General features: G+C 55.2%; 13 protein-coding genes and 5 pseudogenes. 17 read left to right on the plus strand and 1 reads right to left on the minus strand.

All coding sequences use genetic code 11. From position 1 onward, the window contains the following. Positions 1–39 precede the first annotated feature (39 nt). The 13 genes and pseudogenes from CFBP1590_RS26585 to CFBP1590_RS26655 form a co-directional block, all read left to right on the plus strand. Positions 40–2,271, plus strand: a pseudogene (locus tag CFBP1590_RS26585) (RHS repeat-associated core domain-containing protein); the annotation flags it as partial. 1 nt (position 2,272) lies between these two features. Then, positions 2,273–2,629, plus strand: a complete 357-nt coding sequence (locus tag CFBP1590_RS26590; protein ID WP_088236283.1) for a hypothetical protein — start codon at positions 2,273–2,275, stop codon at positions 2,627–2,629. Between the two features lie 168 nt (positions 2,630–2,797). Then, a pseudogene (locus CFBP1590_RS26595) lies at positions 2,798–3,472 on the plus strand (RHS repeat domain-containing protein); the annotation flags it as partial. Positions 3,473–3,735: 263 nt separating this feature from the next. Then, positions 3,736–4,206 (plus strand): hypothetical protein, encoded by a 471-nt coding sequence (locus CFBP1590_RS26600; RefSeq protein WP_088236285.1) that lies wholly within the window; start codon positions 3,736–3,738, stop codon positions 4,204–4,206. Positions 4,207–4,743: 537 nt separating this feature from the next. Beyond that, positions 4,744–5,103 carry an IS66 family insertion sequence element accessory protein TnpB gene (tnpB, locus tag CFBP1590_RS26605; RefSeq protein WP_231991798.1) on the plus strand — a complete coding sequence of 120 codons (360 nt, stop codon included), beginning with the start codon at positions 4,744–4,746 and terminating at the stop codon, positions 5,101–5,103. Between the two features lie 18 nt (positions 5,104–5,121). Next, the gene (tnpC, locus tag CFBP1590_RS26610) at positions 5,122–6,633 is read left to right on the plus strand and encodes an IS66 family transposase (protein ID WP_088236286.1); all 1,512 of its coding nucleotides are present in this window, start codon (positions 5,122–5,124) and stop codon (positions 6,631–6,633) included. 811 nt (positions 6,634–7,444) lie between these two features. Next, positions 7,445–7,957, plus strand: a pseudogene (locus CFBP1590_RS28240) (RHS repeat domain-containing protein); the annotation flags it as partial. 19 nt (positions 7,958–7,976) lie between these two features. Further along, complete coding sequence (locus tag CFBP1590_RS26635; RefSeq protein ID WP_088236289.1) at positions 7,977–8,363, plus strand: hypothetical protein; 387 nt, start codon at positions 7,977–7,979, stop codon at positions 8,361–8,363. Between the two features lie 767 nt (positions 8,364–9,130). Continuing rightward, on the plus strand, positions 9,131–10,663 hold the full coding sequence (gene rloB / locus CFBP1590_RS26640; protein ID WP_088236290.1) for an osmotic stress tolerance membrane protein RloB: 1,533 nt from the start codon (positions 9,131–9,133) through the stop codon (positions 10,661–10,663). Continuing rightward, entirely contained in the window at positions 10,663–11,646 is a 984-nt protein-coding gene (locus CFBP1590_RS26645; RefSeq protein WP_088236291.1) for an alpha-L-glutamate ligase-like protein, read from the plus strand. Before rloB ends, CFBP1590_RS26645 begins: the two co-directional genes overlap by 1 nt. A gap of 691 nt (positions 11,647–12,337) precedes the next feature. Continuing rightward, positions 12,338–13,444 (plus strand): annotated as a pseudogene (locus CFBP1590_RS28665) (FIST signal transduction protein); the annotation flags it as partial. A gap of 555 nt (positions 13,445–13,999) precedes the next feature. Next, positions 14,000–14,356: pseudogene (locus tag CFBP1590_RS28670) on the plus strand (methyl-accepting chemotaxis protein); the annotation flags it as partial. A gap of 141 nt (positions 14,357–14,497) precedes the next feature. Then, on the plus strand, positions 14,498–15,310 hold the full coding sequence (locus tag CFBP1590_RS26655; protein ID WP_088236293.1) for a mechanosensitive ion channel family protein: 813 nt from the start codon (positions 14,498–14,500) through the stop codon (positions 15,308–15,310). Positions 15,311–15,348: 38 nt separating this feature from the next. On the opposite strand, the gene CFBP1590_RS26660 is transcribed toward CFBP1590_RS26655, so the two are convergent. After that, positions 15,349–16,830 carry a YdgA family protein gene (locus CFBP1590_RS26660; protein WP_029242547.1) on the minus strand — a complete coding sequence of 494 codons (1,482 nt, stop codon included), beginning with the start codon at positions 16,828–16,830 and terminating at the stop codon, positions 15,349–15,351. 329 nt (positions 16,831–17,159) lie between these two features. Between CFBP1590_RS26660 and CFBP1590_RS26665 the strand changes: the two genes are divergently transcribed. From CFBP1590_RS26665 to CFBP1590_RS26680, 4 genes are all read left to right on the plus strand, one after another. Next, the gene (locus CFBP1590_RS26665) at positions 17,160–17,849 is read left to right on the plus strand and encodes an HAD-IA family hydrolase (protein WP_088236294.1); all 690 of its coding nucleotides are present in this window, start codon (positions 17,160–17,162) and stop codon (positions 17,847–17,849) included. Positions 17,850–18,226: 377 nt separating this feature from the next. After that, positions 18,227–19,237: an aldo/keto reductase gene (locus CFBP1590_RS26670; RefSeq protein WP_088236295.1), complete on the plus strand. Its 1,011-nt coding sequence runs from the start codon at positions 18,227–18,229 to the stop codon at positions 19,235–19,237. Positions 19,238–19,531: 294 nt separating this feature from the next. Continuing rightward, complete coding sequence (locus CFBP1590_RS26675; RefSeq protein ID WP_088236485.1) at positions 19,532–20,266, plus strand: GntR family transcriptional regulator; 735 nt, start codon at positions 19,532–19,534, stop codon at positions 20,264–20,266. 754 nt (positions 20,267–21,020) lie between these two features. After that, a complete protein-coding gene (locus tag CFBP1590_RS26680; RefSeq protein WP_088236296.1) occupies positions 21,021–21,797 on the plus strand; it encodes a DUF3050 domain-containing protein in 777 nt (258 codons plus the stop codon). The last annotated feature ends 14 nt before the right edge of the window (positions 21,798–21,811 follow it).

Raw genomic sequence — 21,811 nt, forward strand, 5'->3', positions numbered from 1 at the left:
CAAACAGCTTAAACTGGAAAGCATTCAAAAAGCACAGTCGACCGTCTGGCACAAATCACCCTGCCCGGCGGCGCCACCCGCGCTTTTACCTACAACGCCTACGGCAAAGTCACTGCCGAACGCGATGAACTGGGCCGCATCACCCGCTATGAATATGCCGACAACCTGCATCTGGTCAGCCGCCGCATCAACCCGGATGGCAGCCAACTGCGTTATCGCTACGACAATGCCCGCCTGCTACTCACCGAAATCGAAAACGAGCGTGGCGAGCACTATCATCTCGACTACTACAGCAATGGCCTGATCCAGCGGGAAACCGGCTTCGACGGCCGCACTACCGCCTACGAATACGACCTCAACGGCCAGTTGCTCAAGAAAACCGAGTTCGGCGACGACGGCAGCGAACTCGTCACCGAGTATCAGCGCGACAGCGCTGGCCGCCTGCTGGTCAAAACCCTGGCCGATGGCAGCACCATCCACTACCGCTACGACGCTCTCGGCCGCCTGGTCAGCGTCGACGACGGTCACTGGCCGCTCGCTTACGAATACGACCTGCAGGATCGCCTGATTACCGAGCATCAGGGCTGGGGCACCACGCGTTACGAGTACGACGCGCTTGGCCAGTTGAGCCATTGCCGCCTGCCTGACGGCAGCAAACTCGATTACCACCACCAGCGCGGCGGCCAGCTTGGCAGCATTGACCTCAACGGCTCGCGCCTGACCACGCACCAGTTCATCGCCGGTCGCGAGCAGCAGCGCCAGCAGGGTCTGTTGCTCAGCCAGTATCAATACGATGACCAGGGTCGCCTTCAGGCCCACAGTGTCAGCCAGCAGGACCGCAACCTGTTCCACCGCCACTACGCGTACGACGCAAATGGCAATCTGGCAGGCGTCAACGACAGTCGAAAAGGCAACCGCAGCTTCCACTACGACCCGCTGGATCGCCTGATCAGCGTGCGCGGCAGCACCCCGGAAAGCTTCGCCCATGACCCGGCCGGCAACCTGCTCGCCCAGAACGACCTGCCCGTCGCCAACCTGGCCAACGTCAAAGGCAACCGCCTGCTCATGCAAGGCGACCGGCACTACGACTACGACGCCTACGGCAACCAGATCCGCGAGCGACGCGGCACCGGTCAGAAGCTTGTCACCGAATACCGCTACGACTGCCAGCACCGCCTGATCGGCGTCAGCCTACCGGGCGGCAGTACCGCGTCCTACAAATACGACGCCTTTGGTCGCCGCATTGAAAAGACCGTCGATGGCCACACCACCGAATTTCTGTGGCAAGGCGAGCGGCTCATCGCCGAAAGCGCAACCAACCGGTATCGCACCTACATCTACGAGCCGGGCACCTTCCGCCCCTTGGCAATGCTCGATGGCGAAGGCCCACTGAAGGCCCAGCCGTTCTACTACCAGCTTGACCACCTCGGCACCCCACAGGAACTCACCGATTACAGCGGCGAGATCATGTGGTCGGCCAAATACCGGGCTTACGGCAACCTCGCCACCCTCGATGTCGCAGAAATCGACAACCCGCTGCGCTTCCAGGGTCAGTACTTCGATGCCGAGACAGGCCTACACTACAACCGCCATCGCTATTACAATCCGGGCACTGGACGGTTTCTGACGCCGGACCCGATCAAGCTTGCGGGTGGGTTGAACAACTATCAGTATGTGCCTAACCCTACGGGGTGGGTGGATCCGTTGGGGTTGAATGGGTGCCCTGGGGACGACAGTGCAAAGCAATCAGAGGGAAGCAACCCTGCGACCGAACCTGCGGTAAATGCAGGAGAGCCTTCCGCGCCAAAAATGAGTCAAGCGGAACGACAAGCTCGAATTAATCAACTTGCAGAAGCGAACGCACATAAAGAGCTTCAAAAAATGGAAGCCGCTACTCCAGGAGCTCACTTCCTCGAAAAGCACGGCGCACAGACGACTCTGCCTTCTCAATTGGAAAGAGCCAGCACAGGTAAAAACCCAACGACTGGAGTTATTGAAACTTTCACCAAGGGTAAAAAAGCAGGGCAAGCTAAACTGCCTAGTGCCGCTACACGCTATATTAGCCATAGAGATCAATTAAATGCTATTAATCGAGCGTTACAAATCTTTAAACGGACTGGTGATGTTGATCTAGCAGCTGAGCCCATCGAAATGGGTCGTAAAATTGGCGAAGGTTATAAAAAAGGAAGCTTAAGCTATGGAAGTCAAACCAAGGCAGTAACACGCATAAGCGATCAAGGAAAAGTAATAACCTCATACCCGGAATATTAAAATGAAACACACACCTAAACTATCACACTTACAGAACCTACTGTTTGCTTTTGACATTGATTACTCAGACGATGTACAACGCGAAGAGATAATCGCCTCAAAAAATGTCAATGATAGCGCAGATCTGTCTAGATTATTTGATCAAATACTAAAACCGAGCTTTATGTCGCGCCCAAAAAACTCTCGCGAGAACCTTATCGATACTTTAGAGTTTTTTTTAGCAAAAGATGAAACTTTCGATTCTGTGTTCGACTCCCTGAGTACATACTTTGATGACGAGATTACAGACAACCGCAAGTTTATGAGAACGCTTTTGGAATGCCTAATCAGATATGAGAACACTAAAGAAAGTCAGTAATATCAATTTAAAAACAGCGTAACATAGCGGTAGCGACGCAGGCACTTAACAACCCCTTATTAGATGGAGCAACTCACTACTTTCATGAAAAAAGTCCGGTGCAACATTGACGCAACACGTCAGTGTCTGAAAAAGCCTCTTCTGGTATGCGTTAACAGGGCTTGTTCACTCATGCAGGACGACCGGTACTGCGAAAGAAACCAGATCCGCGAGCGACGCAGCACCGACCAGAAACTCGTCACCGAATACCGCTACGACTGCCAGCACCGCCTGATCGGCGTCAGCCTGCCGGGCGGCAGTACCGCGTACTACAAATACGACGCTTTTGGTCGTCGCATCGGAAAAACCGTCGATGGCCACACCACCGAATTTCTGTGGCAAGGCGAGCGGCTCATCGCCGAAAGCGCAACCAACCGGTATCGCACCTACATCTACGAGCCGGGCACCTTCCGTCCCTTAGCAATGCTCGATGGCGAAGGCCCAGTGAAGGCCCAGCCGTTCTACTACCAGCTTGACCACCTCGGCACCCCACAGGAACTCACCGATTACAGCGGCGAGATCATGTGGTCGGCCAAATACCGCGCTTACGGCAACCTTGCCACCCTCGACATCGCCGAAATCGACAACCCGCTGCGCTTCCAGGGTCAGTACTTCGATGCCGAGACAGGCCTACACTACAACCGCCATCGCTATTACAATCCCGGCACTGGACGGTTCCTGACACCGGACCCGATCAAACTTGCGGGTGGGTTGAACAACTATCAGTATGTGCCTAACCCGACGGGATGGGTGGATCCGTTGGGGTTGAGTTCGGCTTGTCCGGGACCTGATTGTAAGCTTCCTACAAACTCCGCGAACACTACTAAACCTGACCACTTACAATGACTCAGGAAAAGTTCGACGAAATTATCGACATGGACAAAGCGGATCGGCCACCGAATCCTGGCGACTCTCTTCCAGAGAGCTATGTAACCGCTCACCGGGAGCCTCCCAGAGCTTAAATTCGTAGGTTTATCATCTGAATGGATGAAGTTGTAGAGAAATATAGCTCATCCAATAAAGATTGGCTCACTGTTGGATCAATTCGAAGACTGTGGAAAACCTCAATGAAAACTAAATTCCAAATAGCTTTAGAAAAAAATGAATTTCCGAAGTTTTTCAAAGGCCAAAACGAATATTTTTCTCGGGACCCTGATTGGGGCGACCACCTTTACATCAACAACTGGCAAGGCTTGTGTGGATATTTAAAACCGAAAGAAAACCCTAACCAAACATTAATTGGAGCATTCAACGCATATGTAGATTCTTTACATGTCAACTACCAGAACGCAGACTCACTCCTATCAAACATAAGCTGCTATTATTCGCTGCGAACACAGATAAACTCTATGTCTGAGAACGGCTTTGACCTGATCCAAAAACTTGATCATGCACAGAAAGGAAAAATCGGAAAGCTGTTTAGATTGCTTCGAGAAGAGTATGACCAAAAAAACGCTGAAAAACCGGTAATCAGCTTTGACAATTTCCTTTTAGAAATAAAATCAAATGGCTGCACCATTGACCTTGAAACTCTTTAAACGACTAAAAGCAAAATTAGAGACATTACAAATAAAATTACAAATCGATAGACGAATAATAAAGCTCGATAGAGTAGACGTTCTCCCGGAGAAAGAATGAATAATTACTATGTGATTGAAATCTCGCCACAGTGAGAAAGATAATAAGTGAACATTTGATTCAATGCTTGGAGAGGCTGATATGGAGCGACACTTAGAAGGAATAAATTCCGGAAGCCTAAATTTATTTCTCAAGTGAGCGTCAGCCAGGCCAGACCCCGATGTTAAAAACCCACTTCACCTTGCTTTGCCATGTATTATAAGCTTTACTGTAACGCTATCACTTGGCTGACGCAGATTCAATTAAACTCACGGGTTAGCTTAACAACTATCAGTACGTGCCTTACCCTACGGGGTGGGCAGATCCGTTGGGGCTAACTGGCGGTTAGCCCGGATGCTGACAGTCAAAATACCGTAAGCGCTCCATAAACCCCACATTCAAAGCAGTAAGCTAACGCGGGATGCTGGGCTCCCGATACTCTCAGGAGCCCGTGCGCCATGATGCGACCCGACGCCAAAGTCGAAAAAGTGTACCTCTACCCCAAACCTGTAGACTTTCGAAAATCCATCGACGGACTGGCTGCGCTGGTCGAACTGGATATCAAGGTTGCCGTGTTCGACCCGGTACTTTTCGTTTTCCTCAACAAGCCGCGCAACCGAGTGAAAATCTTGTACTGGGAGCGCAACGGCTTCTGCCTTTGGCTCAAACGCCTGGAATCAGAGCGATTCAAAACATCGCCCGATGCCACCGACGAGGCGATTGTCCTCACCGTCCAGGAACTGAACTGGCTGCTCGACGGTTTTGACCTCTGGCGTAACCGTCCCCATCAGGTTTTGACGCCGCGATTCTTGGCCTGATTCGGTATAATCCAGGGCATGAAATCCATGCCCGACAACCTTCCCGACGATCTCCAACTGCTCAAGCAAATGCTTGCGAAGATGCAGTCGCGGGTCGGTTTTCTAGAAGAAGAGAACGCATTGCTGCGCCAGCGCTTGTTCGGACGCAAGTCCGAGCAAACAGCCGATCCGGCCACACCGCAGTTGGCGCTCTTCAACGAAGCCGAAAGCGTCGTCGAAGCTATCGACGAAAACGCTGAAGAAGAGGTTGTCGCCCCCTCCAAGCGCCGTGGCAAGCGCAAGCCGCTGCCTGCCGATCTGCCGCGCATCGAAGTCATCCACGAACTGCCCGAGCACGAACTGACCTGCGCCTGCGGTTGCCGTAAACACAGCATTGGTGAGGAAATCAGCGAGCAGCTTGAGATCGTGCCAATGCAGATCCGCGTGATCAAGCATGTGCGCAAGATCTACGGTTGCCGTGAATGCGAAGCCGCCCCAGTCACTGCGGACAAGCCTGCTCAACTGATTGAAAAAAGCATGGCCAGCCCCAGCGTTTTGGCGATGTTGCTGACTACCAAATACGTTGACGGTTTACCGCTTCATCGATTTGAAAAAGTGTTGGGTCGCCACGGTATTGATATCCCGCGCCAGACTTTGGCTCGCTGGGTGATCCAGTGCGGCGAACACTTTCAGCCGCTGCTGAATTTGATGCGCGACCGGCTACTGGAAAGCCGCGTCATCCACTGCGACGAAACGCGCGTGCAAGTGCTGAAAGAACCAGATCGAGAACCGAGCAGCCAATCCTGGATGTGGGTGCAAACCGGCGGCCCACCGGATAGGCCGGTCATCCTTTTTAACTACTCCACCAGCCGGGCGCAGGAGGTGCCAACGCGCCTGCTCGAAGGTTATCGCGGTTACGTGATGACCGATGACTACGCCGGTTACAATGCCTTGGGCGCGCAGGACGGAGTTGAGCGTCTAGGCTGCTGGGCGCATGCGCGACGCAAGTTTGTTGAAGCACAGAAAGTGCAGCCCAAAGGTAAAACGGGGCGTGCCGATATCGCGCTGAACCTGATCAACAAGCTTTACGGCATCGAGCGCGACTTGAAGGCCAGTAGCGATGCTGACCGTAAAATCGGCCGTCACGAACATAGCCTGCCGATACTGGCTCAGTTGAAAAGCTGGATCGAAAAGACGCAGCCCCAGGTCACCGCTCAGAATGCCTTGGGCAAAGCCATCAGTTACCTCGCAAGTAACTGGAGCAAGCTGGAGCGATACGTCGAGGAAGGGTATTTGCCGATGGACAACAACGCGGCAGAACGCGCGATCCGCCCCTTCGTGATCGGAAGAAAGAACTGGCTGTTTAGCGACACGCCCAAGGGCGCGACGGCCAGTGCTCAACTTTACAGCTTGGTCGAGACTGCCAAAGCCAACGGCCAAGAGCCTTATGCGTGGCTGCGCCACGCACTGGAACGCCTGCCAACGGCGACTTCGGTTGAGGATTACGAAGCCTTGCTGCCGTGGAACTGCGAACCTCGACTTCACAGCTAAGCGCTTTACCTATCTTTAGCCAAGTGGGGTTTATGGAGCGCTTACAAAATACCGGGCCTATAGTAGGATCAGCCGTTAGCGAAGCTTCACCCAAAGTACCGGCACCCTCTGGGAAGGCGCTTGACTGGAAAAGTGTTGTATTTCTTAAAGGCAAATATAAAGGCGAAGTTCGAGAGAATCACGTCAGACTACATAATTTTAATGACACAGCTAAGCCGCTGAATGGAGTTTTTAATGGCGACGCCGTCAATCTAACAAGTGAGGCGTGGCAAAAGGCTCAAGCGAATGGAATTAAACCGACGCCGATGGTACATTAGAAGTACCAATGGGGAGAATAATTGGCCATTCTGCGGAAGTAGAGGCGCATTTTGGGAACTAGTTTACAGCCTTGAAATCAAATTGGCTCCCGGAACCAACAAATCATCACTGCTTTTCCGTCGGAATGAGAAATGGAAAAACACTACTGGTATACAAGTTGCTCAGCCTGCAAACAGGGCAGACTTATAATTACCCACGATACAACTAACGAAAGACTATACCTCCACTGTGAAGACTGTGAAATGGGATGGCTGAATCCAAAAGATGCCGACGAAAACAAAAATGGCTTCCTGACATTACTAGTAGAATTTGAAACAGAAAACCCCACGCTACAACTAATACAAGATAAAAAATGGTCATCAATTGCAAAAAACTTTTTCGAAGACTAGCAGCGTTTTAATATCTAAAACTCAAGTCAGACTTGGCTGTTGAGGAACCACAGTAAACTTAGCTTCCATACTAGTTTTATAACGAAGAAAAATTTGGCAATTGATATTGCTTCCAGCACCGCCGGATCGGCGTCAGCCTGCCGGGCGGCAGTACCGCGTCCTACAAGTACTGCGCCTTTGGCCGCCGGATCGAAAAGACTGTCGACGGCCACACTACCGAATTCCTCTGGCAAGGCGAACGGCTCATCGCCGAAAGCGCAAGCAACCGGTATCGCACCTACATCTACGAACCCGGCACCTTCCGCCCATTGGCCATGCTTGACGGCGAAGGGCCGCTGAAAGCAACGCCATTCTACTACCAGCTTGACCATCTGGGTACGCCGCAGGAACTCACCGACTATAGCGGCGAGATCATGTGGTCGGCGAAATATCGGGCCTAAGGCAACCTCGCCACCCTCGACATCGCCGAAATCGACAACCCGCTGCGCTTTCAGGGTTAGTACTTCGATACGGAAACGGGCCTACACTACAACCGCCATCGCTATAAAAACCCGGACAATGGACGGTTTCTGACGCCCGACCCGACCAAGCTAGCGGGCGAATTGAATAAATTCCAACCCAGCGAGGAAATGACAAATGGATAACAGAGAAATAACTTTAATACGCAATGGAGCTCAAGAAAAAGCAACGGTATTTTATGATACGGAACAACCATCTATAATATTTAAATTCAAAAATTTTGAAAAAATCTGTCATGGCGAAAACTTGTTTTCCTGCTTTATTAAGCTCAGGCAAGAGCTGCCCGAAATTAAATTTCTTTGCAAAGGAGCAAAACGTAATGTACATCCGTCCAGAATGTCTTCACAAATGTCAGCTGGATTAATGGCATACGAACTTGAAACAGGAAAACAAGCGCGCAGAGAAAATCTAGTTAATATTTTTGATTATGAAGAAGAGAGCTTGACTAACGAGCCCACCACACAATCAGAATACTATAAAAATTGGCTTGAATCACTCCGATAGAATTATTCAACCCCCCAATTAATAATATAGGTAAACCAAGATAATTCTTTCACCCTGATTTAGCATTGAATTACCGGCTCAAGCTCCCCGATTTCTCTGCTGCGAAATCTTTTAGGATCAACATCGGAACGGAAGTTTTTTTCGAAAAAATATAAGGCATCAGGCAATGGCTGGGCAAGTAATAACACCGTTCGCGGTACATGAGCTCAAGCCGATCGAGGATCTGCTGCACATGTACGGTTAAGCGATTAAGGCGCTTGACCCGTACTGATCCTCCTCCAGAGGCCCATGCTAAAATCGCCTCCATCACCAGCAGATAGAGGTATCCAAGCCTGCGGAAATAGCAATATGCTACCCGACACGAAGGAATCAAATTTCCGCGTCATGCTTATTCAATGGATGGAATTCAATGCATGCTGGACGCTAAAGCCCCCACCACTACTTTGCCTGAAGGCCCCTCTGTCGGATGCATGGCCCCATCAGGCGTGATCAGCCCTTCCTTTCAGACTCAGATCAGGGTCGTGCCTTTCCTGATCTGTACGCGTCAAGAGCGTGCCATCCCGCTTTGCAACGATCAAAACGTACCTTGCAGAAGTCGGCAGCGGAAACTGGCTGTTCAACCATCCGGCCAACCCTGCCTGGGATGTCAGCACACGATTGCTTGTCTGGCCATCCGCACACGATGCTGAAGATGATGGTCTGCTCACACGGACGTAGTACCTCGATATCAACACTCACCTCGTCATCGCTCAACGCAGAGTAAAGCCATGCGCGCCACCTCACTCCACCTGAAATTTCTGATCGCAATTCTGACCCTGTTGGGGATCGGGGTTACGGCCTATCAGATTGCCGTTCTCGGCATCCCGATGACTCAGAATGAAACCGATCATCTCTGGAACATTGATGCCAAGGTAGAGTTTCAGGCCAATGTCGGGGACGCGATCAAGGTTCAGATGTTCTTGCCTTCGCTGGCATCGGACTACGTAAACCTCAACGAAAGCTTCATTTCCAGGAACTATGGCGTGAGCGTCAATGTGGTGGACGGCAATCGCAAGGCGACCTGGTCATCGCGTCGGGCCAAAGGGACTCAGGAGCTGTATTACCGGCTGGTGCTGACCGAGCGATATCGTGGAGAGAAGCCCAAGGAAAAAGGACCGATCTATCGCGACAGTCTGCCGGTTGCGGGTGCAGAGAAAATCGCGGCAGAGGCTCTGGTGGCACCGATCCGCCGGCATTCCGCCGATGTCGAAACCTTCATGAGCGAGGCCATCAAGCGCGTCAACGATACGGGTAACGATGACGCGAGGTTCCTGCTGGCTGGCAATACGTCGGTAGAGAAAAAAGCGCAGATCACTGAGTTGCTGCTCTCACTCGCACATGTTCCGATGGAAAGAGTCCACACGATCCGGCTGGTAGCCGATCAGCCGCAAACGCCCGAACTCTGGCTGCGCAGTTTCAATGGCAAGAAGTGGCTGTACTTCAACCCGGACACAGGCCAGGCCGGGTTACCGGATGACAGGCTGTTGTGGTGGATCGGTAACGAAGACCTGATCACTGTCGATGGCGGAAAGAACGCAACGGTAAGCTTCAGCCTGAACAACAGCGAAATGAACGCGATGCAGTTGGCCAAACTGGCGGATGCAAGCGCAGAGAACAGTTTCCTGTCCTATTCGTTGTACGGTCTGCCGCTGGAGACTCAGAAAACATTCATGATCATGATTGTGATCCCGGTCGGCGTGCTGGTGATTTTGCTGCTGCGCAACCTGATCGGTCTTCAGACACTGGGCACGTTCACTCCCGTGCTCATCGCGCTGGCGTTCAGGGAAACCCAACTCGACGTTGGCATTCTGCTGTTCACGGGCATCACCGCATTGGGCCTGATGCTTCGCTCTTATCTTGAACACCTGAAACTGCAAATGCTGCCTCGCCTGTCCGTAGTGCTGACCTTCGTCGTGATATTGATTGCCGCGGTCAGTCTGCTCAGCCACAAGCTGGGGCTGGAGCGCGGGCTTTCGGTGGCACTTTTTCCGATGGTGATTTTGACGATGACCATCGAGCGCCTGTCCATTACCTGGGAAGAAAGCGGCGGCGGGCACGCCCTGAAAGTTGCAATCGGCACCCTCTTCGCCGCGTCGCTGGCGCACATCATCATGAGCGTGCCGGAGCTGGTCTACTTCGTTTTTACCTTCCCGGCCGTGCTGTTGGTCCTGACCGGCTTTATGCTGGCGATGGGTCGCTATCGCGGCTATCGCCTGACAGAGCTGGTCGAGCTGAAAGCGTTCGTGGAGAGAAAAGCCTAATGACCGGCCTGTGGAAAATCCGCAAGGCCCTGAACGCATGGGGCATACCGGGCATCAATCGGCGCGATCTCGATTATGAGCTCACGTACAACAAGCGCAGGCTCAGCAAGTTGGCCGATGACAAGATCCTCACCAAGGAACGGGCGACGCAGGCGGGCCTTGAAGCGCCGCAGACCTATGGCGTCATTGCCATTGAAAGAGAGATCAGAAAGCTCGGCCAGATTGTCGACGGGCACAGTGACTTTGTCATCAAACCTGCCCGAGGCACGGGCGGAAAAGGCATTATGGTTATCACCGAACGCTTCGAAGACCGTTATCGAACGCTGTCCGGGCAGATCGTCACCCACGCGGACATTGAGGACCATGTTTCAGACATCCTCAGCGGAGCCTATTCGCGGGGCGACAAGGATCGTGCGCTGGTCGAGTATCGGGTTATTCCGGACGACGTCTTTCAAGGCTTCAGCGGTGACGGAGTTCCGGACATTCGCGTTACCGTGTTGATGGGCTACCCGGTGATGGCCATGCTGCGTATTCCCACGCGGCAATCGGCCGGCTGGACCAGTCGGCAACCGGACGCCATCGGTGTCGGGATCGACATCGCGTCTGGCATGACCTTGCGAGGTACCTGGCTCAAGGATATTGGAAAGCCTCTGGACAAGACTGATGTCATCGAAGGCTTCCGGCTGCCGGCCTGGAACGACTTCATGAAGCTTGCTGCCAGGTGCCACGAGCTTTGCGGGCTGGGTTACATCGAAGTGGACATGATGCTGGATCAAAATCTCGGGCCTCTGGTTATTGAAATCAACGCCCGACCCGACCTGAGTGCACAGATCGCCAACGAATGTGGCCTGGCCTATCGAGCCGAGGGGGTGGAGGCTCGCATCAGAGAACTGGCTCGAGGCGGCGCTGCTGACACTCCGGAGCAGCGAGTGCTTTTCGCACAGAAGTTTCTGGGGCAGATCAGCGGCAGTGTGGAGCGTTAGAGGCCGGATATCGCCCCACGCTCCGTCCTGATCGTTATACACAAATCCGCCTCAACACTGATCGTGCCCATCGCTCCGCGTGGGCATGCATCCCGTGACGCTCCGCGTCACAAATGGCACAGATTGCGGAGTCAGTGAGCCGAGCGCATGACGTGGATAACGCTGGAGCTTGTCCACGCATCTGCGCCACATTCGAGAGCGGACGCGGAGCGTCCTGAGCGGCATTCCCACGCGGAGCGTAGGAACGATCAGCGTGATCTCAAGCACCCCGATCATGCCCATGCTTGTGCTCAGCGTTATACCCGAGTCTTGCTGCGACCACGGACTGTGGGAGGCGGCTTGCCGGCGATGCTTTTCTAAAGCGACCTATCAGTGACTGAACTGACGCCATCGCCGGCAAGCCGCCTCCCACGGGGTATGCATTCAGTCAGATACCTACGTTTTGGCCCCGTTTTGCGTGTCTTCCAAACTTGTGTATAACGATGAGCGCTCTGTGTGGACGATCAGCGTGACAATGAGCGCTCCGTCTGGGCACTTCTTTAAAGCACGTTCGGAAACCACCCATCCAAAATCCCGACCATTCGGACAGTTTTTCACCCCTCAGCCCTACCGCAATCCCCCTCCCAGCCGATGAAAAAGTATCTGACCGCATCCCCCGCGGCCCCGCTTCCTACCTTCTTCGGACTCAATCATGAGCTTTCTATCCCGTCTTCGGACCACGGCCACGCGAACCGGCGGCGTTCTCAGTGTCATTACCTCTGCCCGCGAGCTGAGTGCAAAACTCTCTGCCCTGAGTTTCGACCCGGTTTACCTCACCGGCTTTGTCTCGCCGCATGTCGATTTCGATCAGGTGGCGCGGTCTGTGGCGGCGCGTTTTCCGAATGCCAAAATCAGCTTGTGCACAACGTCGGGCGAGTTGTGTTCGAGTAATGATTCGCTGTATTGCGCAGCTGACAATCAGTGGGATCGGATCGTGCTGGCGTTGTTCGACGCCAGCGTGATCAAGAGTGCCGAGGTGGTGCACATTCCGTTGCACAGTGAGGACATTCGCGGCGCGGGCAAGCGGCTTTCCATGCGTGAGCGTATCGCGCGGCTGACTGACTCGATCAAGCGCACGCAAGTGAGCACGCCTATCGATCATCGCGACACGCTGGCCTATGTCACGTTCGACGGGTTGTCGGCGTCGGAGTCGTTTTTCATGGAAGCGCTGTATGAGTCCGGGCGCTTTCCGTGTCTGTTCGTCGGCGGGTCTGCGGGTGGCAAGGGCGACTTTCAGAAAACGCTGATCCACGACGGCAAGCGCAGTTACGAGAACCATGCTCAGGTGGTGTTCCTCAAGAGTGCGAAGAACGTGCGCTTCGGGGTTTTCAAAAGCCAGAACTTCGAGCCTACGTCACTGAGCCTGAGCGTGCTGACCGCGTCGCTGGAAGAGCGTTACATCAGCCAGGTGGTCAACGCGCGTGGCGAGATCAGCACCATGGTGGCGGCACTGTGTGACGCGCTGCATTGCGAGCGGCGTGATCTGGAGAACAAGTTGGCGCAGTACTCGTTTGCCATCCGGGTGGGCGAGGAACTGTTCGTTCGTTCCATCGCGCGCATTGATTACGAAAGCGAGCGGGTCCATCTGTTCTGTGACGTTGCGCCAGGCGAAGAGCTGGTGATGGTCAAGCGAACGTCGATGATCGACAGCACACGCAAGGACTTCGCCCGCTTCCTGCAGGGCAAGTCCGGCAAGCCATTGCTGGGGTTGTTGAGCGACTGCATCCTGCGCCGCCTGAACAACGGCAGCGAACTGGGCCGCATGAACGATGTGTTCGGCGACACGCCTGTCGTGGGCTTCTCGACCTTCGGGGAGATCCTCGGGCTGAACCTCAATCAGACGCTGACCGCCGTGTTCTTTTTCAAAGTGCCTGAAGGCCAGTCCTTCCGTGACGACTACATCGACAACTTCATCGCCTACTACGGTGAGTTCAAGGCGTTCTTTCTGCGTCGGCAGATCAAGAAACTGGCGGGCCTGAGCCATGTGGTGGTCAAGCAGATCGACCAGTTCAAACAGCGCAACTTCGTCCAGTCCATTGACCCCAGCGGTCTGGATGAACAGATTCGTCCGGTGTTCAGCGGCCTGAGCGATCTGGGCGACGTGCTGGTCAAGGCTCACCAGGATCAGGAAGAGATTGCCGGGCAGCTGCGTCACTACTCGGGCGAGTTGCACGTCTCGATGGATGAACTGACCCAGACGATCACGCATCAGGAGAAGGTCATCGACAAGGCGGGCGATACCGTCAAGAGCCTGGTCAATCAGGCCGACGAAGTGGTGTCGGGTTCGCGGGAACTGGCCAAATCCAGCTTGCGCATCCAGTCGGTGGTGCAGACGATTCAGCAGATCGCCGGACAGACCAACCTGCTGGCGCTCAACGCTGCCATCGAAGCGGCACGCGCAGGCGAAATGGGCCGTGGCTTTGCAGTGGTGGCCGACGAGGTTCGGCAACTGGCGCAGAAGACCTCGCAGAACGCCAACGACATCGGCACCGATATCGAGCGTCTGGCTGAAGAGATTCGCAAGGTCGCGCAGCATATCGAAGAGCAGTCGGCCGAGGTCGGCACGCTGACCGGGCTGTTGAGTGAGCTGGAGGGATCGAGCGACATGACGGCGGGAACATCACAACGCACCCGGCAGTTGGCGGATACCTTGGTGGGGCTGACTCAGTAACGAAAAATCACGCGCAACGAATGCCAGCACTTCGCCTTCTGTCAAAACTGCCAGTAGATGTTCTGGTGTTTTTTTGAACAATGTACGGGTTCATCCGGCAGACCATCTGCCGGTCGAGCCTTACGTTCAGGAGTTGCGTTCATGGATGCGCTGAATGTCATCAATGTCGGCACCGACAAGGTCAATTCGCTGCTCAACATCGTTTTGCAGTATGGAGCGACGATCGTTCTGAAGCTGGTCATCGCGGCTTTCCTGTGGATCTTCGGGCGCTGGTTGATCGGGGTGCTGGTCAGGATGGTACAACGCTCCCTGACCCGCCAGCGATTCGATCCGACGGTCCTGCGTTACGTGGGCTCGTTCATTACCGTCACGCTGAATATCATTCTGGTCATCGCGATTCTGAGTTACTGCGGGATAGAGACGACCAGCTTCGCAGCGCTGCTGGCGGCGGTCGGGCTGGCGATCGGCATGGCGTGGTCGGGTTTGCTGGCGAATCTGGCGGCGGGTGGTTTCATCATTGTGTTGCGGCCGTTCAAGGTCGGCGATGCCATTACGGCAGCGGGTGTGACAGGCACGGTGGTCGAGATCGGGCTGTTTGTCACGTCCATCAACACGGCTGACAATGTGCTCAATCTGGTTGGTAACAACAAGATTTTCGCCGACACGATCATCAATTACTCCAGCAATGATTTCCGGCGCGTGGAGCTGACGGCGACATTGCCGAACACGGAAGACGAACAGGCGGTTATCTCACGGCTCAAGGATCAGGTGGGCAGCCTTCCCAATGTGCTGACCAGCCCTCAGGTGGATGTGCAATTGGCCGCTGCGACAGCGGATGCCATCACCCTCTCGGTCAGGCCATGCTGCCATCATGACCATTACGGGACGGTTTATCACCAGACGCTGGAAGTCATCAGAACGCTGATGCGCGACGTGTCCCTGAAGAAGGCGTAGCCCAGGGCTGCGGCTGCAGCCCCGAGCGACACGCAGGCTTACTGGGCGCCCAGTGCGCCGACTTTGCCCATGACCGTCGCCATGAACTGCTGCAGGGTCATTTTCTGGCCGTTGAAGTCGACCATGTTGTTGGCGTAATGCAGGTCGGAGACGATGGTTTCGCCCTCGACCTTGGCCAGTTGCATCATCTCGGCCATCGCGCTGGCCATGTCACTGGCAGCGCTGGCCTGATCGGCAATGGCCTTCAGGTCGGTCTGACCTTCACGAATGGCCTGCTGGGTGACGATGTCGCGGATCATCGGCTTGGAAAGCACGACCTTGGCGTTGACCTCGCCTACCGTTTTCACGGCCAGCGCATCAGCGGGCTGATCAAGCGAGCCCGGATCGGTCAGGTCCACCGCGATCTGCATGTGGCTTTCGCCGTTGGCGGTCTTGAGCGAGAGTTTCTCCAGTTCGATACGAGGCTTGCCGGCCAGCAGCGTTTTCGTCTGGGTGTTCATCACTTCACGCTCGGCAGGCGTCAGTTCGAGCTGCAGCGGACGCTCGGCCAGAATCGCGGCCTGCTGTTGCGGCAGGATGGTGTTCTGGTAGAGCTGATACAGCGCCTGAGTGGCCACCGCATTGAAGTTGGCGATCTTGATGCCCAGATGGGCGGCACCGACGTCCTTGCCGCCATAGGCGATCATGCCGATGTCGTAGTTGACCTGTGCGGCAAAGTTACCGGCATCTTCCTGAGCGAGGTTGGTGTTGGTGAAGTCCTTGAGCTGCACCTGCGGCTTGCCGACCAGCTGGAACGCGGCGGCCTGGACTTTCATGTTGGTATGGCCCAGGTAAAACCCGGATTTACCCTTGGTGCCGCCGGTGTCGAACGTCATGCCTTTGACTTCGATGTTCACCGGACCATCGGGCGACAGGACATTCAGCTGCAGGTTGTCCAGGCTGCCGTCGAGGTCGAACTTCTGAGCGTCAGCCGAGGAAGCAGCATTCACGGTCATGCCGGAGAATTTGAACGTACCGTCAGTGTCGTTCATTTCCAGCGGTGCCAGTTGCACCCAACCTTTGGTGGCGCGGTCATAACCGATGCTGGCCTGACCCTTGAGGGGCGATACGTCCTTGCTCAGCGCAAACCATTTTTCCGAGCTTGGGCTTTTCTCCATCTCGAAATTGCTCAGCGCCATCACCGGCAGCAGGTTCAGGGTCTTGAGGCGGGACAGCGGGATCGGCCCGTGCTGGATGTGATCGACGAACAGGAACTGCCCGCCCTGGGTGCTATCAGACAGGTTCTGGATATCGACGCGGTAATGCGCGGTGCTGCTGAAGAAATGGCGCTCAAGGGAGAGCATTTCGAGCTTGACGCTGGTGTCGGTGCCCTTGAACGACTTCGCCAGTTCCTGGTTGGCCTGGCTGATGGAGTCGTTCAACGCGCCTTCCAGTTGAGTACCGGTGTACCAGGCGCCAGCCGTCGCCAGAGCTCCTGCCACGACGATCACGCCAACCGCTATACCTGCTGATTTATTCATAGTGACTCGAAGATGTCCGTTCTGATGATGAGAAGTCGTCCCTGAAATCACAGTGTGTTCACACCTGTGAGTCGCGGGTCGACAGAGCCTGCAGCGCTGCCGAAAAGTCGCGAGAGATTATCACCGCCAGCTCGCGACGGCCCAGCATTGTTGGTCAGTTCTGTGTGCGTTTGCACTTATTGAGTGCCCCTTGGACATGGCCTTCTGCCTTTTGTTGCGAACAGGCCGTTCTGAAACTGCCTTCAAGACACGCTCCTTAAAACATGGGGTAGCCATGGTCTTGGCGGAAACGTTAGGCTGAAACGAATTTGCTGACCGGACGGAATCACATGAGCACGACGCAGAACCCACGCGGCCCGATCAAGGCCGTCATTTTCGATATGGACGGCCTGCTGCTCGACAGCGAAGGCATCTACACCGAAGTTACTCACGCCATCGCCAGCCGCCACGGCAAGACGTTTGACTGGGCGATCAAGCAGCACACCATCGGCCGGGGCGCCACCGACTTTGCGGAGTACGTGACCAAAACACTCGAGCTGCCGATGACCGCCGAGGAGTTTCTGGAGATTCGCCAGCCGATGCTCGACGAGCGCTTCCCGCATTCGCCTGCCATGCCGGGTGCCGAGACGCTGGTGCGTCATCTGGCCGAGCACAACATTCCGATCGCCGTGGGCACCAGTTCGTCGGTGCATTACTTCCACGCCAAGACCACGCTGCACCGCGCCTGGTTCGAGCTGTTCGAAACCGTGGTGACCGCTGATGACCCGGACGTGACGGCAGCCAAGCCGGCGCCGGACATTTTTCTGGTAGCCGCGCGCCGTCTGGGCGTGGACCCGGCCGATTGCCTGGTGTTCGAGGACTCGCCGTTCGGCGTCACCGCAGCCAAGGCGGCGGGCATGTATGCCGTAGCAGTGCCTGATTCGCACATGCCGCGTGAACAATACGAGCATGCGGATCTGGTCATTGATTCACTGACCGATTTCTCGCTCAAGGACTGGGGACTGCCGGATATCGGCTAAGCAGCCCTGTCGCTGACCACTCGGCGTTATACACAAGCCCTCCTGGAGGAATACGATGATGATCGTTCCTACGCTCTGCGTGGGCATGCCTCCCAGGACGTTCCGCGTCCGCTCTGGAATGTGGCGCAGATGTGTGCCCAAGCTCCAGCGTTATCCACGTCATGCGCTCGGCTTACTGAATCCTCAGTCTGTGCCATTTGTGACGCGGAGCGTCACGGGCGGCATGCCCACGCAGAGCGATGGGCACGATCAGTGTCGAGGCGGACTTGTGTATAACGATGAGCGCTGACCGTGGGTCGACTCACCTTTTCAATGCCTCGGCATACGCGCCAGTATGTCCGACTGATCCCGCGTGAATGACAAGGAGGATGTTAAACATGAATTATCGTGTTCTTGGCCAGTCCGGTCTCAAGGTTTCAACACTGACTCTGGGCTCGATGATGTTCGGCGAGCAGACAGGCGCCGACGAGTCCTTGCGAATCATCGATAAGGCCTGGGATCAGGGCGTCAATTTCGTCGACACGGCAGACGTGTACAACGGCGGTCGCTCGGAAGAACTCGTGGGCCAGGCCATCGCTTCGCGTCGCAGCGACTGGGTGCTGGCAACCAAGCTCGGTTACAGCGCTCCCAGCGACATCCCCAACCGGGCGGGCTTGAGTCGCAAACATGTGTTCAACGCCATTGAAAACAGCCTGCGTCGGCTGAATACCGACTATGTGGATATCTATTATCTGCACAGAGAGGATCACGACACGCCGCTGGAAGTCACAGTATCGGCCATTGGCGAGCTGATACGCCAAGGCAAGATCCGCTACTGGGGCGTCTCCAATTTCCGTGGCTGGCGGATCGCGGAAATCGTCAACGTCGCGCAGCGTCTGGGCGTGGACAAGCCGGTCGTCAGTCAACCGCTGTACAACATCGTCAACCGTCAGGCAGAAGTCGAACAGATCACTGCCGCTGCGTTTTACGGACTCGGCGTTGTGCCCTTCAGCCCGTTGGCGCGTGGTGTGCTCAGCGGCAAGTACTCGCCCGACGTCACACCTGACAGCAGCACCCGTGCCGGACGTCAGGACAAGCGGCTGCTGGAGACGGAGTGGCGTGTGGAGTCCTTGCGCATCGCGCAGCGCATCCAGGCGCACGTGCAGGAAAAAGGTGTCGGCATGGTTGAGTTCGCCATTGCCTGGGTACTGAACAACCAGGCCGTCTCTTCCGCCATCGTCGGCCCTCGGACCGAAGAGCAGTGGGATGGCTACACCAAGGCACTCGACGTCATCATCACTCCGGAAGACGAGGCGTTCATCGATTCGCTGGTAACGCCCGGTCACGCATCGACGCCTGGCTTCAACGACGTGCAGCATTTTGTGTCAGGCCGTGTGCCCCGCAGTTAAGGGTCGGGTCTGGCCGCCCTTGGGCGCTGGCAGTGATCTGCCAGCATGCTCAGCGGTGAAAACACAGCTGAAAATGGCTATGTGTATAAATGCTCATTCGGCACTCGGCCTGAGGGGCGCTAAGATAGTGTTGAACGTATCAACGATTGCTCACCACAATGCGACTCATGTGCCCCATTAAAAACACCGAACACACCTCTACGCTCGCGACTTTCTGGCAAGTCTTGGCTAGTCTGTCGGCAGTCCAGCTAATTATTGGATCCTATCCTGCCGGATTGATGAAGAAGTATGGCGATGCGTAAATCAGACAGAGAAGCCTTTTTAAGCTCGGTACTGGGCAACGAACAGCCCGCAGCCAATGTTGCCCGGGCCGTTATCGAAGAAAAACTGCGCAATGCAATCATCGACGGCAGCTTGCCGAGCGGCACTGCGTTGCGCCAGCAGGAACTGGCCACGCTGTTCGGCGTGAGCCGGATGCCGGTACGTGAAGCCCTGCGGCAACTTGAAGCGCAGTCCCTGCTGCGGGTGGAAACGCACAAGGGTGCCGTAGTCGCACCGCTTATCACCGAAGATGCGGTTGATGCCTATTCCTTGCGCATCCTGCTGGAGTCCGAAGCGCTGCGGCTGTCGATTCCCCACCTGACCGCAGAAGATCTGGCAGCCGCCAGAAGCTATATCGAGCTGCTCGAAGTTGAGACCGATTACACCCAGATCGGCAGGCTCAACCGTTTGTTTCACATGTCGCTGTACGCCAAAACGCGCAACAAGCGACTGATGCAGCTGGTTGAAGAAGGTCTGAACGAAGAAGAGCGTTTCCTGCGCTTCAATCTGTCGTCCATGGGCCTCGGCAAATTGTCCCAGGATGACCACTGGGAACTGCTTCGCCTCGCAGAAGCGAAGGCCGTCGAACCGACCGTGGCAGCACTGCAATATCACCTCAATCGCGGCGTTCAGGCCATCACCCAATACCTGAACAGCAAGGCCAGCGAAGAGAAAACCGTACGCTCCCGCAAAAAGACTCACGACTGACCTCCCTCCTGCGGCTTTCCATCCGGATCAGCCGCTGTTGCCTCCCCTCTCCGTCCAGCGCCCGGCACCGTGTCGTCGGGCGTTTTTATATCTATTTTCCAGGGCCGTCGGGTGGTCGGTCGCCTGAATAAGGCAAACTCGGCCATGACCTCGATGGATCCAACCGGAGGGTTCAATGCTGGTCGGGATTCACTGCCTGCGCGTTATCAGGGCGGTGATATCCGTTTATGTGAACGCCACGAAAAGGAGTCAGCGCAACGGGCAGAGAGACATTGGAAGTCGTTTCCGATATCGCCCGCCAAAAACCTATTCATTCTAATTGTTCGGCATCACGGCAACGCTGAACGAGGCATTCGTTCATTATTTATAATTCTGGTCCTTATCGACCGGAAGGGTTGCCTACACCCATATAAAACTTGAAAACCACGTTTTATATGGCAACTTTCAGCCCTGATAAAGTGCAACTTGAAATAATTCAAAAACCAATTGCACACGTTATTAATTGTGTTTTAACTTTTCATCGCAGTCCTTGTGGAAGGTGCCGTAACCGCACAAATCCAAGGCCTCAAGGGCTGACGGCGCCAGCACATGGCACCGCAAAACTAATGAAGTCATATAAAGAACGCTGACGATTTTAATCGTTCAACCCGCAGGCCCTCGCGTGTCCGTTATTCCAATGATGGACAGCTTCGAATAAACGCTGCGTATTTAATCGCTAACTTTCACGTAGCCAACACCACCAAGAGATAAAGCCATGCCTTGTCAAAAAACAGTATTGGACCAAAAGAAACTCGAACTTAGCCGTCATCCGGTATTCAGTGAAATCACCTCTCTGGACGTGCTGAGACGTTTCATGGAGACCCACGTATTCGCGGTGTGGGATTTCATGTCGCTCACCAAACGCCTGCAACAGGAACTGACCTGTACACAGCTGCCCTGGCTGCCGCCGAAAGATCCCGCCGCCGCCAGACTGATCAACGAGATCGTGCTGGGAGAGGAATCCGACGACCGACTGGACCGGGGCCATTACAGCCATTTCGAGCTGTATCTGGATGCCATGCGCGAGGTAGGCGCCAGCACTGAGCAGATCGAGCGCTTCATTGAGCTTCAGCATCAGGGAGTGCATTACACAACCGCCCTGCAGCGCGTCAACGCAGGCCAGGCGGCATCGGTGTTCGTGACAAGCACCCTTGAGACGGCACTGCATGCGCCGGCTCACAGCGTGGCGGCTGCATTTCTGCATGGCCGCGAGAGCGTCATCCCCCTGATGTTCCAGAGCATTCTCGATGACTGGGGCATCACCGGAAGTCAGGCACCGACGTTTCGCTATTACCTGGAACGCCACATCGAAGTCGACTCCGAAGATCACGGCCCGGCCGCAGAGCGCCTGCTGGCACGACTGGTGGCGGGCGATCCGCAACGCGAAAAAGAGGTGTACCAGGCCGCCATCGCCGCCGTGGAAAGCAGGGTTCAGCTGTGGGACACGCTACGACTCAGCATGCGCGCACCGCTGATGCAGGTCAGCGCCTAGCACCGGTCAGTTCC

Source organism: Pseudomonas viridiflava (assembly GCF_900184295.1).
Classification (GTDB): domain Bacteria; phylum Pseudomonadota; class Gammaproteobacteria; order Pseudomonadales; family Pseudomonadaceae; genus Aquipseudomonas; species Aquipseudomonas viridiflava.